The organism is Alkaliphilus metalliredigens QYMF (genome assembly GCF_000016985.1).
Taxonomy (GTDB): domain Bacteria; phylum Bacillota; class Clostridia; order Peptostreptococcales; family Natronincolaceae; genus Alkaliphilus_A; species Alkaliphilus_A metalliredigens.
Genome location: NC_009633.1, coordinates 3358719 through 3375295, shown reverse-complemented (window position 1 = coordinate 3375295; position 16577 = coordinate 3358719). Strand labels below are relative to the sequence as shown.

Sequence of the window (16577 nt, the reverse complement as noted above, 5' to 3'; positions counted from 1 at the left end):
TCCCTTAATATAAGCAGAAAATAGAGTATTCATTATGATTAGCCTTTATTAAAATACTGATTTTTCAGTTTCCTTATCAAAGATATGACATTTATTCATATCTAACGCAACCTCGATATTGTCGCCAACCTGTGTAGCTAAATTAGGTGTTACGATACATATTAAATCAATCTCATTAACTTTAAGATGTAGGTTAGTTTCTGTACCCAATAGTTCTTTAACTTCTATCTTAGCATTGAGTATACAGTTTTCAGAAGGGAAGGGGGCTTGTGATTTGGCATAAATATGATTCGGTCGAATGCCTAAAACGATCTCCTTGTCTAAATAGTTTTGAGATTTAAGAACCTTGGCTTTATCAGAAGGAAATAATACTTTGTTATCATCAAACTTAGCAAAAATAAGAGTTCCTTCTTCTATGAGTCTACAGTTGATAAAATTCATTTGTGGAGAGCCCATAAATCCTGCTACGAAAATATTTGCGGGATTTTCAAAGATCGTTTGCGGATCCGCCACCTGTTGCACGATACCATCCTTCATGACAACAATACGAGTACCCATCGTCAGAGCTTCTGTTTGATCGTGGGTAACATAAATAAAGGTTGTTTGGAGATTTTTATGAAGTTTGCTTAACTCAGCTCTCATTTGTACTCGAAGTTTTGCATCAAGGTTAGAGAGTGGCTCGTCCATTAAGAATATTTTTGGCTCTCTGACGATGGCTCTCCCTAGGGCGACTCTTTGTCTTTGGCCTCCGGAAAGCTCCTTCGGTTTTCGATGTAACAAACTTTCGATGTTTAATATTTTAGCAGCATTATCAATCTTTTCCTTAATATCCTCCTTTGCCTTCTTTCGAAGCTGTAAACCGAAGGCCATATTATCAAAAACCGTCATATGAGGGTACAATGCATAATTTTGAAATACCATGGCAATATCTCTATCCTTAGGAACAACATCATTAACCAGCTTGTCGTCTATGTAAAGTTCTCCAGAAGAAATTTCTTCAAGACCTGCAATCATTCTTAGGCTAGTTGATTTACCACAGCCTGAAGGGCCTACTAAAATAATGAACTCCTTATCTTCAATTTCTAGACTTAAATCCTGCACTGCATGAAAACCATTAGGATACAACTTATTAATGTTTTTAAGGGTTAGTCCTGCCATATAATAATTCCTCCTCTTTAATTATACTATAATTGCATTATACTATGGATATGAAAAAACATATATTGACAAATCATATAAAAATTGGGCAGATGTTTTGTGCAAAAAAGATAGTAAGCCTTATCATTTGGAAGGATATAACTAGTAGAAAAAAGATTTCAATGGAAACGCTAATCAAATAAAATTATGGTAAATATAGAATTAAATACCAAGAAAATGGTTGACGGGTTTTAAAGACAGAAGTTATAATTAACCCAAGCATTGAGTAAAGAGTCATAATAGATTGTATAGCATATTAGGCCAAGTATATCTCTAAATTACTCTTGTTTTCTTATGATATCTAACTAATTCTTTATATTAATAATTCTGTATATTCAAACAATAATGAGTTTTATTATAGAAATGCTCCTGACTCTCCTAATTGTCTTATTTCTTTTCAACATACTTCTCAGTCTGCTAAAGCTTGAGCTTTATCATGATATCTTCATCAAAGAAAGGTTGATTTATTTTGATTTCTAGGTTCAATAAGTTCAGCAAGTTTAATACATTACGGAATCAGATATTAGTGGTATTTTTGTTCGTTATCATACTAGTATTGTTTTTTGTTAGTATTAGTACCTTCAATATCGTGTCAAGTCTATTGAAAAGTAATGCAGAAATACAAATACAAGAAACAACTATACAAGTCAGTGAAAGAGTAGATACCCTCTATCGTCAAATTGATATAATTTCGAGACAGGTAATAACAGATTCCTATGTGCAGCAATTGTTATTAGATGAGGTTGAGGGCAAAACGGCTAGCTTTGATCAACGACAAGCTCTTATGCAAGTGGTAAATCGTTATCAAGCTTACTCGGACGGAATTCATTCCTTTGAACTATATTTGAGAGATTATAAAAGAATTTTTCCATTAAATGGGATGGTATTACCTAGCCGAGTTGATGAAAAATGGATAGAACAAGCAAAGGATGCAAAAGGAAAACTCGTCTGGATTGGTAGGGATCCAAAGGATCCAAATTTGTATTTAGGCATTAGGCAAGTCAGTTTAATAGATCGTTGGTTTTCTAATGGCGGCTATTTATTAACGCGCATAGATGAAAATTATTTTCGTTTGAAAGATGAATCTAAAACAGGAAAAGATAATGAGTATATGGTTATTGTCGATCAAAAGAATTCTCCTGTTTTTTCTAACTATTATGGTGATATTGAAGAAATTGTTATGGAAAATCAAAAAAATGTCAACATAAATGAAGCAAATTACATTGTGGTGAAGAAGAAATCAGCTTTAACCGGATGGACAGCAGTGATCTTAACCCCAGTGAACACTCTAATGAATGGTCTTTCTGTTCTTCGTGCTGCCATTATATTTTCAGGTATCGCAGGTTTTTCCATTTTTTTCTTTTTTTCTTTTATCCTTTCAATTATGATTACGCGACCTATTTTAAATCTAATTAGAACGATGCAGATTGCTAAGCTAGGAGGACTAAAGCCGATTGCAGAGAGTGCATCTACTGTCGAACTTGTAGAGTTAAACAAAACCTATAATCAATTGGTTGAAAATACAAATCATTTAATGGAGGTTGTGTATGAAAAAGAACTGTGTCTTAGGCAAGCAGAGCTAAAAGCTTTACAAGCGCAAATTAACCCGCATTTTCTATATAACACATTAGAAGCACTGTATTGGTCTCTAGAGGAAAAAGGAGAAGAACTAGCAGAGGTTGTGGTTGCGATGTCTGACTTGTTCCGCTATACAATAAGTGGTCCTAAAGTAGAGCAAGAGTGGGTATTGGTAAAAGAGGAGCTCGAACATGTGGAACGATATCTGCAGGTTATGAAAATGAGATTCGGAGATCGATTAACATGGTATGTTTCATCACCATCTGATTGTAACGTGAAAATTCCAAAGTTACTGATACAACCACTTGTAGAGAATGCGATATTGCATGGTGTAGGAAACAAGAACGGGCAAGGTACTGTATCGGTCATTGTGGAGGATTTTAAATTGCACTCTAGGTTAGTAATTAAAGTAATTGATGATGGACCCGGAATAGAGGTAGATGCTCTTTATTCCATTATGCAGTCATTAAAATTTGGAAGGGTAGCATCAATTAAAGAAAAGGGAATGGCGATTGCTAACGTTCATAAAAGACTTAAGCTTTATTATAAGGATGACGAAGGGAGTGGGCTTTCCATCGAAAGTAAAGTAAACCAAGGAACTTGTGTAACTTTTGAAATCCCTTATTAAAGGAGGAATTTTATGATGCATTCTAAGACTATTTTGATCGTTGATGATGAACCAAGGACGAGGCAAGGTTTGAAGAAAACAATTGGAATATGGTCGGAAGGGAAATATGAAATTATATGTGCAGCAAGTGCAAAGGAAGCAATTGATGTTCTAGAGCAGCAAAGGGTTCATCTCTTAATAACGGATATTTGTATGCCTGAAACTTCTGGATTAAAGATGCTAGAACAGTTAAATATGAAAAAACACAAATTAGTTGTGATCATTCTATCAGGGTTTTCGGAATTTGATTACGCACAGCAAGCTATTCGATTAGGTGTCGTTAACTATTTACTCAAGCCAATAAATAAGCATAAGTTAATTGAATCTGTAGAAAAGGCAATGGAGGTAGAGGCAAACCAGGAGAGAGTGGGAAAGATAGAAAAATTGGTTGATGGAAAGTTATTGAACATTAGAAGTGAAAATTATCGAATTCAATCTCCTATAAAAGAAGCACTTCGTTTCGTAGATGAAAATGGTAGAGGTCAATTAAGCTTAAGAGATGTAGCTAATCACGTGCATTTGAATTCTAGCTATTTAAGCGTGCTATTTAAAGAACAGACAAATTTAACATTTAGTGAATATATGACCCGTCGTAGGTTGGAGAATGCCAAGAACCTATTGATGTCAACGGATTTAACGATAGATGAAATCGCCCATGAGGTTGGTTACCAGACTGCGAAATATTTTATCAAACTATTTAAAGAATTTGAAGGCGTCACACCTAGTCGTTTTAGAAAATCAAATAATGATAATCCAATCCAATAATAATGGTATTTTCCCTAATCACTGTTACCTTGTGTCCTGTAAAATAGGGTGCTAGACTAATAATTGTAAGATAGATTTTCAAAAGGTGAAGGGGGATTTTGAAATGACAAAGAAAACGTATTCATTGATTTTTTTATGTACTATGTTTTTTCTGCTTGTAGTAACGGGGTGCTCTAGCTCTGAGGATACTAGCAGTGGGAGTGAGCAAGGCAGTGACTCAATTGAAAACGTAACCATTAACTTCATGCATCTGTGGCCAGCGGGGAGTTCAAGACAGCAAAATATGATTGTTAATGAAATCATTGAAGAATATCAAACTGCAAATCCGCATGTAAAAATTGTGCAAGAAGTGTTAGAAAATGAGCAGTACAAAACCAAGTTACAAGTTATCTCAGCTTCAAATGAGCTACCTGATGTGGGTATGACCTGGCCAGCTGGGTTCATGGAGCCCTATGTAAAAGGAAATCGTTTCACACCATTAGATGATCTTTTAAAGGGTGGGCTTAAAGAATCCTTTGTTGCAGGTACTACAGAAGCCTACGCAGTCGATGGGAAAACATATGCGTTTCCACTTGAATTAAATATTGTACCTCTTTATTATAATAAATCAATTTTTGCCGAATATAATCTGGAAGTTCCTGAAACATACGAAGACTTTAAACACGTTGTGAAAACCCTTGTAGATAATAATGTTGTACCAATTGCACTTGGCAACAAAGACCGCTGGACCGGTTCATTGTGGTACATGTACCTTGCAGACCGTCTTGGTGGACCAGAAATACTAACCAATGCAATTAATCGTAGTGGGACCTTTGAAGATGAGAGTTTAGTTAAGGCTGCTGAAGAGGTTCAAACTTTAGTTGATATGAACGCTTTTGTTAGAGGATTCAATGGATTATCTAATGATGAAGGGAAATCTGAATTTCTAAATGAAAAAGCAGCAATGTACTTAATGGGTTCTTGGGAATTGCCTAATTTTACAACTAACGAGGAAATACCACAAGAATTTAGAGATAATGTTGGCTACTTTAAGTTCCCAACAGTTGAAGGTGGTAAAGGAGATATTGATAGTTGGGTTGGAGGACCTGGTGTAGGCTTATTCGTTGCCGAAAACTCATCAGTAAAAGAAGAGTCGAAAAAATTCGTGAAATTCTTTGTTGAAAGTTGGGGAGAGCAAGCTGTTGTGAGAGCTGGTGTCACCCCTGCAACAGCTGTGGATACCACAGCATTAGAATTGCCACAATTATATATTGATGTTTTAAATGATTTAGGCAGAGCAAGTAATATGACCCTTTTTGCAGATGTACAAATGAGTGCCGCTGTAGCGGAAACACATTTAAACATGATTCAATCCCTTTTTGGAAACCAGGTTACACCAGAAGATTATGCTAAAAGGCATGAGGAAGCCCTTGCAGTAGAAGGAAATTGATAGTGGAATAAGAGGATATTTAAATCAGCGGAAGCCTTAGCAATATACGAGGATAAATAGTAAGAAGAAAGGGCATATCTTGAAATTTGGATATGTCCTTTCTTAAAAGATAAGTTTATGTACGTTAAATGTAAACTTTCTAATGTTCACTAAGAAGGGAGACAAAATGTAATGGATAAAGTCATGTCCGATAAAAAGATTATTGCACTGTACGTACTTCCAGCACTAGTCGTAATTATGACTTTAGTGTATAGCCCCATTGTAATGACTGGTTATTATGGATTGATGAAATGGGATGGTATAGGAAAGATGGAGTTCATTGGTTTAGCAAATTACACTAGACTACTATCGGATTCTATGTTTTGGCAAAGTGCATATCATTCATTTTTACTTGCTGTATTTTCTGTCATTAGTTTGGGTGGATATTTATTAATTTCACTGATTCTGGCAGGAAAAATTAAAGGAGCAAATTTGTTAAGAAAAATTTATTTAATTCCGATGCTACTTTCTTCAGTAGCGATTGCTCAACTTTGGCTAAGAATTTATCATCCTACCAACGGTGTAATTAATAGTGTTCTTACTTCTCTAGGAACTGAAAATATTCCATTGTGGTTAGCAGATCCAGATATTGTTTTATACTCAATATTTATCGCTATCATATGGCAGTATGCAGGTTTTTACATTTTGATCTATTACGCAGCACTAAAGAATATTCCCGAATCATTAATAGAAGCTGCTAGGATTGATGGTGCAACACCATGGCAGATTGCTTACAAAATTAAAATACCGTTAATTGCTAATGTTATTAAGGTAACAATCGTTCTAGCTGTAGTAGGATCACTTAAATACTTTGATTTAATTTATGTAATGACAAATGGAGGTCCTAACGGAGCCAGTGAAGTGATGGCATCGTATATGTATAAACAAGCATTCCGCACATATGATTTCGGGTATGGAAGTGCAATTGGCTTCTTTTTATTATTGATTTGCTTGGTTGTCACTTGGGTAATCCGAAAATTAACTGCTTCGGAGGAAGAAATACAATACTAGGAGGGAGAACGATGAAGAGTGTAATAGAAAATAGAAAGACAACGCTAACTGCTAATAAACCAACACTAAGATCTTCTAAACATTCGTTATGGCAGCGTTTAACTAAAGGGATGCTATATGCAGTATTGATTTTGTTGGCAATAATTCAAATTTTTCCTTTAGTTTGGTTACTATTTTTTTCATTAAAAAATAATCAGGAAGTTTTTAATACACCACCATTATCTTTTCCAACGAGTCCTAAGTGGGAAAATTATGTAAAGGTTTGGACTGAGGGAAATATTGGCACTTACTTTTTCAACAGTGTATGGATTACGGTAGTTGCGGTTGTCATAACAGTTTTGTTGGCAAGTTTTGTGACATTCGCCATTACACGTATGAAATGGAAGTATAAAAATTTTGTTCTAGGATTATTTATGGTAGGGTTAATGATCCCTGTACATTCGACATTAATTCCATTGTTTAGCTTTTTTGTAAAAGTGAATTTAATGGATAATCCATTGTCAATTATTTTAACTTATATTGCTTTCAATCTTCCCCTTACGATTATGATATTGCTTGGATTTTATTATGCTTTACCACGTGAGATCGAAGAAGCGGCAATTATGGATGGATGTTCCATCCATCGGATGTTTTTCAAAATAATATTACCAATGACTGCGCCTGTCATGGCAACCACTGCTATTATTAACATGATCTATAATTGGAATGAATTTGTTTTTGTGAATACATTTATTAGTTCAGATAAATATAAAACATTAACAGTTGGGATTCAGAATTTTATAGGACAATATTCAACTGACTGGGGAGCAATTGGAGCCACGCTTATGATTAGCATATTACCAATTTTATTGGCATTTTTTGTTTTAAGTAATCGTATTGTTGAAGGTATAACATCTGGGTCGGTAAAAGGATAAAGGATAAAGAATAAGAAGTTATCAAGTTGTTATTATTTTAGGGAAGTGGTTTATAGCAACAACAATATGATTATACGAGGAGGATATAAATGATAACGATTCATAATCCAATTTTGACAGGATTTAATCCTGATCCAAGCATTTGTCGAGTAGGGGAAGATTATTATATTGGAGTTTCTACTTTTGAATGGTTTCCCGGTGTTGGAATTTATCACTCTAAGGATTTGAAAAACTGGTATTTGGCTGCAAGGCCTTTAAATAGAATAAGTCAATTGAATATGGTAGGGAATCCTGATTCTGGTGGAATTTGGGCACCTCAGCTTTCTCACAGTGATGGAAAATATTGGTTGATTTATACCGATGTAAAGGTTGTAGATGGACAATGGAAAGATTGCCATAATTATCTTGTTAACTGTGAATCTATCGATGGAGAATGGTCTGATCCCATTTATTTAAACAGTTCAGGCTTTGATCCATCGCTATTTCATGATGAAGACGGGAAAAAGTACTTAGTGAACATGCTTTGGGATCACCGTGTTGGCAATCACAATTTTTATGGTATCGTACTTCAAGAATATAGCGTTGAAAAACAGAAGCTCGTTGGGAAAAAGGATATTATTTTTAAAGGAACTGATTTAAAGCTTACAGAAGCGCCTCATTTATATAAAATGAATGGCTACTATTACCTCTTAACGGCAGAAGGTGGCACTAAATATGATCATGCGGCTACCATTGCTCGATCTAAAGATTTGAGGGGACCCTATGAGGTACATCCTAAAAACCCCCTGCTAACTTCATGGGCCTATCCCCGCAACCCACTTCAGAAGTCTGGGCATGCGTCTATTGTAACCACTCATACAGATGAGTGGTTTTTAGTCCATTTAACTGGGAGACCATTACCAAAGGCAGATCAGCCTTTACTGGATCATCGTGGATACTGTCCACTTGGAAGAGAAACTGCAATTCAAAGAATGGAATGGGAAAATGATTGGCCTTATGTAGTAGGTGGTAACCAGCCATCCCTTGAAATTAAAGGACCAAATATGGAAGAAGTGAAATGGGAGAAAGGCCATGAGGAGAAAGATGATTTTGATACTGAAATTTTAAATCATCATTTTCAAACATTGCGTATCCCATTAGGCGAGAATATCCTTTCTTTAAAACATAATCCTGGACATTTAAGATTATATGGAAGAGAATCGCTGACATCAAAGTTCACACAAGCTTTTGTAGCAAGACGTTGGCAGCATTTTAACTTTACTGCCGAGACAAAGGTTGCTTTTAATCCAGAGTCTTTTCAGCAATCGGCAGGATTAGTAAATTATTATAATACACAAAACTGGACATCAATTCAAATTTCATGGCAAGAAGACAAGGGAAGAATCCTTGAACTGATGACCTGTGATAACTTTACATTTGCTCAACCGCTTCGAGCAAATGAGATTGTGATACCAGACCATGTTGACTATGTGCACCTTCGTGTTGAGGTAAAAACAAGTACATATGAATACGGATATTCCTTTGATGGTCATAACTGGATCACAATTCCTGTTGAATTTTACTCCTACAAGCTTTCAGATGATTATATTCAAGGAGGTGGGTTCTTTACTGGGGCATTTGTGGGTATGCAGTGTCAAGATACTTCAGGGGCAAATCAATATGCTGACTTTGATTACTTCATCTATAAAGAAGGAAAAGAAGTAATGGAAAGATAAGTTTGACAAACATAAGTTAATTGAGGAAGTTCTTGAAAAATACCAAGAAACAGCGTAGATTTTTTTAGAGTATATTCTATAAAACAAAGTATCAATATGGAGTAACTCAAAAATTAATAACTAAAATTTTAATATAAAGAGATTTGAGATAGAATTAAAAGAGGTGTAAAAAATGCAAATAGACTTGATGTCTAGCAAATTTTATCGAATATGTGAGTGGATTTGGCGTTTAGCTTACGTAAATCTCTTATGGATATTTTCAACACTTGCAGGGCTAGTTATATTTGGCATGCTACCGGCAACGGTAGCAATGTTTGCTGTTTTGCGTAAATGGGTGATGAAAGAGCCGGATATTATTGTTTTTCAAACGTTTATAAACACTTATAGAAAAGAATTTATAAAAGCAAATGGATTAGGCTTTATTTTTGTTGTGGTAGGATATATGATTTATTTTAACTATTTATTCTTAGGGACAATAGCTGGACTGATGCACATGGTTTTATTGAGTGGACTATTTTGCACGGTATTGGTTTATTTGAACACTCTATTTTATATTTTTCCCGTTTATGTGCATTATGATCTTAAGCTATTTCAATATATGAAAGTAGCTTGTATCATTGGAATCATTAATCCTTTGACAACGATTAGTTTAGTGCTGAGTATCGTTTTACTGTATTATCTCTTTTATCTAATTCCAGGATTAGTTCCTTTCTTTAGTTCTAGTATGACTGGTTTACTCATAATGTGGTGTACATCCATGACATTCCAGGAATCGAAATAGAAGTAAGCGCAGTTAGTTTTGATTCTTCATGAAATAAAGCATGGATATTAGTGTATAAAAGATAGTGACACTGGGACAAATAAGTCTGGTATCGCTATCTCATTTTTTTTATAAATATTTAGACAGTACCTTGCATAAAAAGTTACTGTCAAGAATCATTTACTCTTAGGACCAATCCTGCCAATGTTTTTCAGTGGAATCATTAATATAATGAGTAGTTCTATCATTACTGGTTTTGCAGGCATAGGAATGACATGTCTAGGATTCTTTTATTAATTGGGCCCAGGTAGATCACTTTGCATTTAATATGACTTCTGGTAAAATTAAAAGGGAGGGAATCATAGGATAAAAGATTACACTAGGAACAACCTCAGGCAAGGTGAAATGAACATTGCCAAAGGCCGCATCCTTTAACACCGATGTTAAAACAACATCAGGAAAAATAGAGATTGGCTTTCCTGTTACAGTTCAAGGAGATATAGATAAAAATAATGTAAAAGGCATTGTTGGTGATGGGAATGATCATCAGGTGAACATTAATACCGTGTCAGGGAGTGTATCGATAGAGACACATAAATAATTTGTTAGAGGATGGATTTAGAAGAGTAGGGAGTTTTTAGTAATAGGGACCTCGCAATTTGAATATTAGATAGAGAAAGGGAGAATTGAAATGGGTAAAAGACTTTATCGCTCACATTACGATCAAAAAATTGCTGGTGTTTGTGGTGGGATTGCTGAATATTTTGATTTAGATTCAACATTAGTTCGTTTAGGCTGGGTACTTTTCACCTTCTTTGGTGGAGCAGGAGTTATTGCATATATTATTGCTGCAATCGTTATGCCGGAGAGAGGATATAGCGGATATGATTCCCAAGGGCCAACGGTTGGACCCAAGACAAGCGGAAATTATCAGGAGTCACAGGATGATTATGAAAGACAAGAAGATAGACAATATGAAGAAAGTAGCAAAAAAAAGCATCCTTATTATGATAGAGAGGAAGGCAAAGATAACACATCTGTTTTCCTAGGTATCCTTTTAATTGTAGTAGGAGGGTTATACTTTTTGAATAACTTTATGCCCTTTCGCTGGTTAAACTTTAGATTTCTTTGGCCTGTATTCATTATTGTTGCAGGCTTTGCAGTGATATTTAAAGCAAATGATTAACAGGATAGAGAAGAAATGGTTTCATGTCAACTAAGGTAATGAGCATTCTTTATGTAAATAGCAAGCCCTGGAAGATAGAACTGTAAAAAGTCTATCTTCTGGGGCTTTATTTTAAAAAGATAAAGTTAGGAAAGAAGGTAGACAAGAAAGAATAATTCGTTTATACTACTTTAGTGCGGTAAAGCATTAGAACGATAAACAGACAACTAAAGGAGGGATTCATATGTTTACAAATCCAGTGGTATTATCCGTCATTATTATGACAGTATTATGTTTATTGAAGCTCAACGTGATTCTTTCACTAATCATCGCTGCATTGGCAGGTGGGTTACTAGCGAGTATTCCTGTTAGTGAAGTGATGAAAATTTTAGTGGGAGGCATGGGTGGTAATGCAGAAACTGCATTAAGCTATGTGTTATTGGGAGCATTGGCTGCTGCAATCCACACAACTGGAGTAGCGGAAATATTAGCAAAAAATATTGCCAAGTGGATTAAAGGTAAAGCAATGATTTTAGCTTTGATTATTGCAATCGTAAGTTCGTTTTCACAAAATTTAATTCCGGTACATATTGCCTTTGTACCTATTTTAATTCCACCCTTACTTTCTCTGATGGACAGACTAAGGGTAGATCGAAGAGGAATTGCCTGCGCCCTTACCTTTGGCCTAAAGGCACCCTATGTGGCACTACCTTTTGGGTATGGACTGATTTTTCATAATATTATTAGAGATCAAATGAACGCTAATGGGATGGAGATTACAACAGGCATGGTTTGGCGAGTGATGTGGCTTCCCGGTGTTGCCATGATCGTAGGGCTATTGGTAGCTGTATTATTTTCTTATCGAAAGCCTAGAGAATATGAAATCGATCGTGAGCTAGTGGCCATTGAAACCGCAGCTGCACAGGAAGGATCAATAGAAAAACTAACGACAAAGCATTATGCCGCCCTAGTCGGTGCGGTAGCAGCATTGGTGATTCAGATTCAGGTTGACTCATTACCCCTAGGGGCAATGGTTGGAATTGCAATTATGTTAACTTTTAAGGCCATCCAGTGGAAGGAAATTGATAAATTGGTTAATAGTGGTATTGGAATGATGGGCTTTATTGCCTTTGTAATGTTGGTGGCATCGGGGTATGGCGCTGTCATCAGAGAAACTGGGGGAGTGGAAACCTTAGTAGATAGTGTTTCTGGTCTTTTAGGTGGGAACCAGTTAATTGGAGCAACAGTGATGATTTTAATTGGATTGATTATTACAATGGGTATCGGGACCTCCTTTGGGACAATACCTATCATTGCAGCTATTTATGTACCACTGGCTGCCTCCATTGGATTTAGCCCCATGGCAACCATTTTATTAATTGGGACTGCAGCGGCCCTTGGAGATGCAGGTTCACCTGCTTCAGACAGTACATTAGGACCTACAGCGGGATTAAATGCAGACGGAAAGCATGATCACATATGGGATACCTGCGTACCGACTTTCCTACACTATAATATTCCATTGATTATATTTGGTATTGTAGGTGCCGTTATTTTCTAAGATGTTTTTTAGTATTAATTCAACGACGGAAAAAGAAGAGTTAAGGCCCTTCGGTAGTAAGGTTGCTAGTTTAAAATCTCTACCGAAGGGCATTTCACCATCGAAGGGCCATTAGGGTAATTTAACATTGCCGAGGAAATATGAGGTCAAATCCTTGATTAATCATGTACACTTCCTGAAGGTTAAACCCAAGTAAAAAGGTAAATACCAGTTAAATAAGCTAATGGCAATAAAAAAGTGTGAAATTATTATTTTTTTCTTTACATTATCAGAGATTTAGGGTATAATTAATTTTGTCGGATTTTAAAAATAATTTATATGCTGATGTGGCTCAGGGGTAGAGCACTTCCTTGGTAAGGAAGAGGTCGGCGGTTCAATTCCGCTCATCAGCTCCATTAAAAGATTGAAAAATGCACTCTCTGGGAAGAACCGGAGGGTGCATTTCTCCGTTTCATGAAAAATAGTGCCACTTTCGTGCACTTAGATTTTTTTCTGTAATTAGATGTAATTTTTAATAAATAAAGAAGACTGCAGGGTTGCAGTCTTCTCAAGTTACTGTAGCCAGTAATTATGGTTTTTTTAAAATATCAAATAAATTTTTCAACTTCTTTGAGACCATCATCAGTCAGAAGCCAATAATCATTTTTTTATAAAACATATAGGGAGGATATTTTGTTTATCAGCTGATTTTCATGTTCCCTGAGTATTTTTCTCGTAAAATGAATATGAGAAATTGATTTTGCCTCTCTTTAAAATAGTTAAACAGTAGACGTTATTCACTATCTTATTTACGGTGTAGAAGATGGACTGAGCGACATCGATAGTTTAGAACAAGAAAATGGAGGTGTATCCTCATAGAATCGTGGATTGTTTAATGCGATGCTTGAATACACTAATAACACACTGGTGATTATAAGTGTAATTTCATTAGGAGTAGGGATTATCTACCTTGTAATGGGAGAAATGGAGAAGTAATTTTATTCTTTCACTTTTGATACGCCATCATTTAAAGCCGTACTTGATAGATTATGTGTAGTAATAAGAGTTAAGGGTTAGAAGGAGTTGAGTGAATATGACTGACAAAAATAATAATAATAAAAAACAAGATAATAATGATAGGAACTCATATGTGGGTTTTGGAGTTGCCTTCGGATTGCTCGGAGGCGCTACACTTTCATCTATTGTTGGAATGTTTTTTGATTTTCCAACAATGAACATAGGCACTGCTGTCATTATGGTTGTAAGGTTTACGATGTATGGACACTAGAGGATGGCATCAAAGGACCATAGATCTGCAAGGGAAGGGATTTTCTTCTCTTGCTTTTTTAATACTGCAGAAAACTGAGGGCATTGAAAACAGTCTTCCCACCCTGAAGATAGATAATAAGTAAGGGAAGTCTGTGGAAAGAGTAGAGATGTTAGGCAAAGACAAGATCCTGAAGCTGGACCACGATAGGGATATGGGCTCCTCTAGAATAGAGTCCTTTTTCTCTTTTAATCTTTCTTTCTAAGGAAGTTCTTTCGTTGATTTCCTTAGACTCTAGTTCACATATGGAATATATACAAACGTGCATATGAATCAAAAATATGTTGGTAAATTATAGGACTGATATCTTATGTGTTTGATATTTATGTAAAATAGGGGCGAATTGCCAATGAACCTTTAGTATTACGCGAAGAACTTCTCATTACTCAAAAGCAATTTGACAGTTTTCAGGCACACAGGAAAGATTGCATTTGCTAGCTTAAGACAAAAAGGGGAACTTAGTACCAATTGAAAATAAAGATGATTAGACAAGCTTTCATTATGTTAAAGCTAATCCTAATATGTAGCCTTAACACAATATTAACATCAGTTCACAAATATTAATACAAACTTTATAAGTATAGCTGTAAACTACTATCAAAAGGAGGAGAGTTCTTTGGCATTTATTGTAGTTTTAATTGCTATACTTATTTTACTGTTTGGGTATTATTTGATGGATCAAGTCGATACGTTTGTAGAAAGCCATGCTCAGTATGCAAATGAGAATCTCTCTGATGAATATACAAATAGTAGAGAGATGAAAGAAAAAGTCATTTTGATTTATGGAGACAATGAGCTAAGTAATCGAGTAAAAGCTTATTGTGACTTACAGAATGAAATGTGGGAATTCATAACTGATATCAATGATATAAATACCGAGTCAAATTATAAATGTTTGTTAGCACTGTCCTACAACGATGTGGATAATTTAATGATTAGCTCTGTTGCATTTAAGATTTACTCTATTCCTAGTGTAATCGTATTATGTAATAATCAGAGCCACTTAAAGATATATAATGAATTTAACTTTGACGAGGTACTACTCTATAGCGATAACATAGACAGACTTTTTAGTGCAATAAAGGGGTGGGTAGAAGATGCAGTCAAAGATCAAGCCAAGATTTGATTTAACCTATGCAAAACTAAGTGCCATAGGTTTCTTAATAATCATACTAGTAGGTGCTATACTCTTGTCACTGCCGATAGCATCTAGGAGTGGGGACGGGACACCATTTCTGAATGCACTTTTCACAGCCACATCTGCAACTGGCGTTACTGGACTAGTTGTTTATGATACCTATAGCCATTTTTCTATATTCGGGCAGAGTGTTATATTGGTACTCATCCAAATTGGTGGTTTAGGATTTATGATTATAGCAACGATGTTTTTACTGTTACTACGAAAGAAAATTGGAATTAGAGAGAGAAGCTTTCTTCAAGAATCTGTCAACACCATTCATATAGGTGGGGTTGTACGTTTAGTAAAGCATATATTAGTTGGGACACTTATTTTTGAAGCCATTGGTGCCATCATACTTGCCATTAAGTTTAGCCGTGAAATGGGTATCAAGCCAGGAATATTTAACGGGATATTCCATTCAGTGTCTGCATTTAATAATGCGGGCTTTGACTTAATGGGAAGGTATGAGGCCTATTCATCATTAACAAGGTATAGTGGTGATGCAGTAATTAACATCACCATCATGACTTTAGTCGTAGTTGGTGGGATTGGATTTATCGTATGGGAAGATATTTATAAAAATAAGTATAAATTCAAAAAGTATCAGCTACACTCTAAAATTGTATTATTCACAACAGCTTTACTCATATTTGGTTCTGCTATTGCATTTTACGTATTTGAAAGGAATAACCTCTTAGTAGACACAGGTGTAAAAGAAAGTGTTTTATCCTCGTTGTTCCAAGCCATTACGCCACGTACAGCTGGGTTTAATACCATTGATACAGCAGCACTTTCAGAAGGCTCTAAACTGCTAACGATGATGTTAATGATCATTGGTGGTAGTTCAGGCTCAACAGCTGGAGGAATTAAAACCACAACTTTTATCATTACAATTCTTTCTGTAATTTCTCTGGTTAGACACTCAGAAGACTTGAATATATTTGGCCGCAGGTTAGAGGACAGTGTATTAAAGCGGGCATACAGTATTATTACCATGTATATAATAGGTGCCTGTGTAGGAATGTTACTCATCAGTCTGATTCAACCTGGATTAGCATTGAGTGATATTACATTTGAAGTGCTATCAGCAACAGGAACAGTGGGATTGTCTACGGGCATAACTAGAGACTTAAATGTATTATCAAGATTGATTATTACTGTACTGATGTTTTGTGGTAGAATTGGAAGTCTTGCAGTATTGATGGCAGTTGTTGAAAGCAAAAACAGTGTGCTTGTAAAAAATCCTTTAGAGAAAATCGTTATTGGCTAATTATATAAGGAAAGGATAAT

14 protein-coding genes and 1 tRNA gene are annotated in these 16577 nt (G+C 35.5%); 14 read left to right on the top strand and 1 reads right to left on the bottom strand.

What is annotated here, in order from left to right; genetic code table 11:
* Positions 1-48: 48 nt before the first annotated feature.
* A complete protein-coding gene (locus AMET_RS16330) occupies positions 49-1158 on the bottom strand; it encodes an ABC transporter ATP-binding protein (protein ID WP_012064416.1) in 1110 nt (369 codons plus the stop codon).
* Positions 1159-1786: 628 nt separating this feature from the next.
* On the opposite strand from AMET_RS16330, the gene AMET_RS16325 reads away from it, so the two are divergent.
* From AMET_RS16325 to AMET_RS16260, 14 genes are all read left to right on the top strand, one after another.
* Positions 1787-3403, top strand: a complete 1617-nt coding sequence (locus AMET_RS16325; protein WP_198135356.1) for a sensor histidine kinase — start codon at positions 1787-1789, stop codon at positions 3401-3403.
* A 12-nt stretch (positions 3404-3415) separates the two neighbouring features.
* Complete coding sequence (locus tag AMET_RS16320) at positions 3416-4207, top strand: response regulator transcription factor (RefSeq protein ID WP_012064414.1); 792 nt, start codon at positions 3416-3418, stop codon at positions 4205-4207.
* Positions 4208-4310: 103 nt separating this feature from the next.
* Positions 4311-5636 carry an extracellular solute-binding protein gene (locus AMET_RS16315; protein WP_012064413.1) on the top strand — a complete coding sequence of 442 codons (1326 nt, stop codon included), beginning with the start codon at positions 4311-4313 and terminating at the stop codon, positions 5634-5636.
* A gap of 171 nt (positions 5637-5807) precedes the next feature.
* A complete protein-coding gene (locus AMET_RS16310) occupies positions 5808-6686 on the top strand; it encodes a carbohydrate ABC transporter permease (RefSeq protein WP_012064412.1) in 879 nt (292 codons plus the stop codon).
* 11 nt (positions 6687-6697) lie between these two features.
* Positions 6698-7600 (top strand): carbohydrate ABC transporter permease, encoded by a 903-nt coding sequence (locus AMET_RS16305; protein WP_012064411.1) that lies wholly within the window; start codon positions 6698-6700, stop codon positions 7598-7600.
* 92 nt (positions 7601-7692) lie between these two features.
* The gene (locus tag AMET_RS16300; protein WP_207636424.1) at positions 7693-9315 is read left to right on the top strand and encodes a glycoside hydrolase family 43 protein; all 1623 of its coding nucleotides are present in this window, start codon (positions 7693-7695) and stop codon (positions 9313-9315) included.
* 172 nt (positions 9316-9487) lie between these two features.
* Positions 9488-10096, top strand: a complete 609-nt coding sequence (locus tag AMET_RS16295) for a YesL family protein (RefSeq protein ID WP_012064409.1) — start codon at positions 9488-9490, stop codon at positions 10094-10096.
* Between the two features lie 391 nt (positions 10097-10487).
* Positions 10488-10676, top strand: coding sequence for a DUF4097 family beta strand repeat-containing protein (locus tag AMET_RS16290; protein ID WP_012064408.1), 189 nt, complete (start codon positions 10488-10490; stop codon positions 10674-10676).
* 90 nt (positions 10677-10766) lie between these two features.
* The gene (locus tag AMET_RS16285) at positions 10767-11261 is read left to right on the top strand and encodes a PspC domain-containing protein (RefSeq protein WP_012064407.1); all 495 of its coding nucleotides are present in this window, start codon (positions 10767-10769) and stop codon (positions 11259-11261) included.
* A 223-nt stretch (positions 11262-11484) separates the two neighbouring features.
* Positions 11485-12801, top strand: coding sequence for a Na+/H+ antiporter family protein (locus AMET_RS16280; protein ID WP_012064406.1), 1317 nt, complete (start codon positions 11485-11487; stop codon positions 12799-12801).
* A gap of 320 nt (positions 12802-13121) precedes the next feature.
* Positions 13122-13196 (top strand) — tRNA-Thr (locus tag AMET_RS16275).
* Positions 13197-13873: 677 nt separating this feature from the next.
* A complete protein-coding gene (locus AMET_RS16270) occupies positions 13874-14068 on the top strand; it encodes a hypothetical protein (protein WP_041720945.1) in 195 nt (64 codons plus the stop codon).
* Positions 14069-14723: 655 nt separating this feature from the next.
* Positions 14724-15233 carry a hypothetical protein gene (locus AMET_RS16265; protein WP_041720943.1) on the top strand — a complete coding sequence of 170 codons (510 nt, stop codon included), beginning with the start codon at positions 14724-14726 and terminating at the stop codon, positions 15231-15233.
* Positions 15205-16557 carry a TrkH family potassium uptake protein gene (locus AMET_RS16260; protein WP_012064404.1) on the top strand — a complete coding sequence of 451 codons (1353 nt, stop codon included), beginning with the start codon at positions 15205-15207 and terminating at the stop codon, positions 16555-16557. Before AMET_RS16265 ends, AMET_RS16260 begins: the two co-directional genes overlap by 29 nt.
* Positions 16558-16577 lie beyond the last annotated feature (20 nt).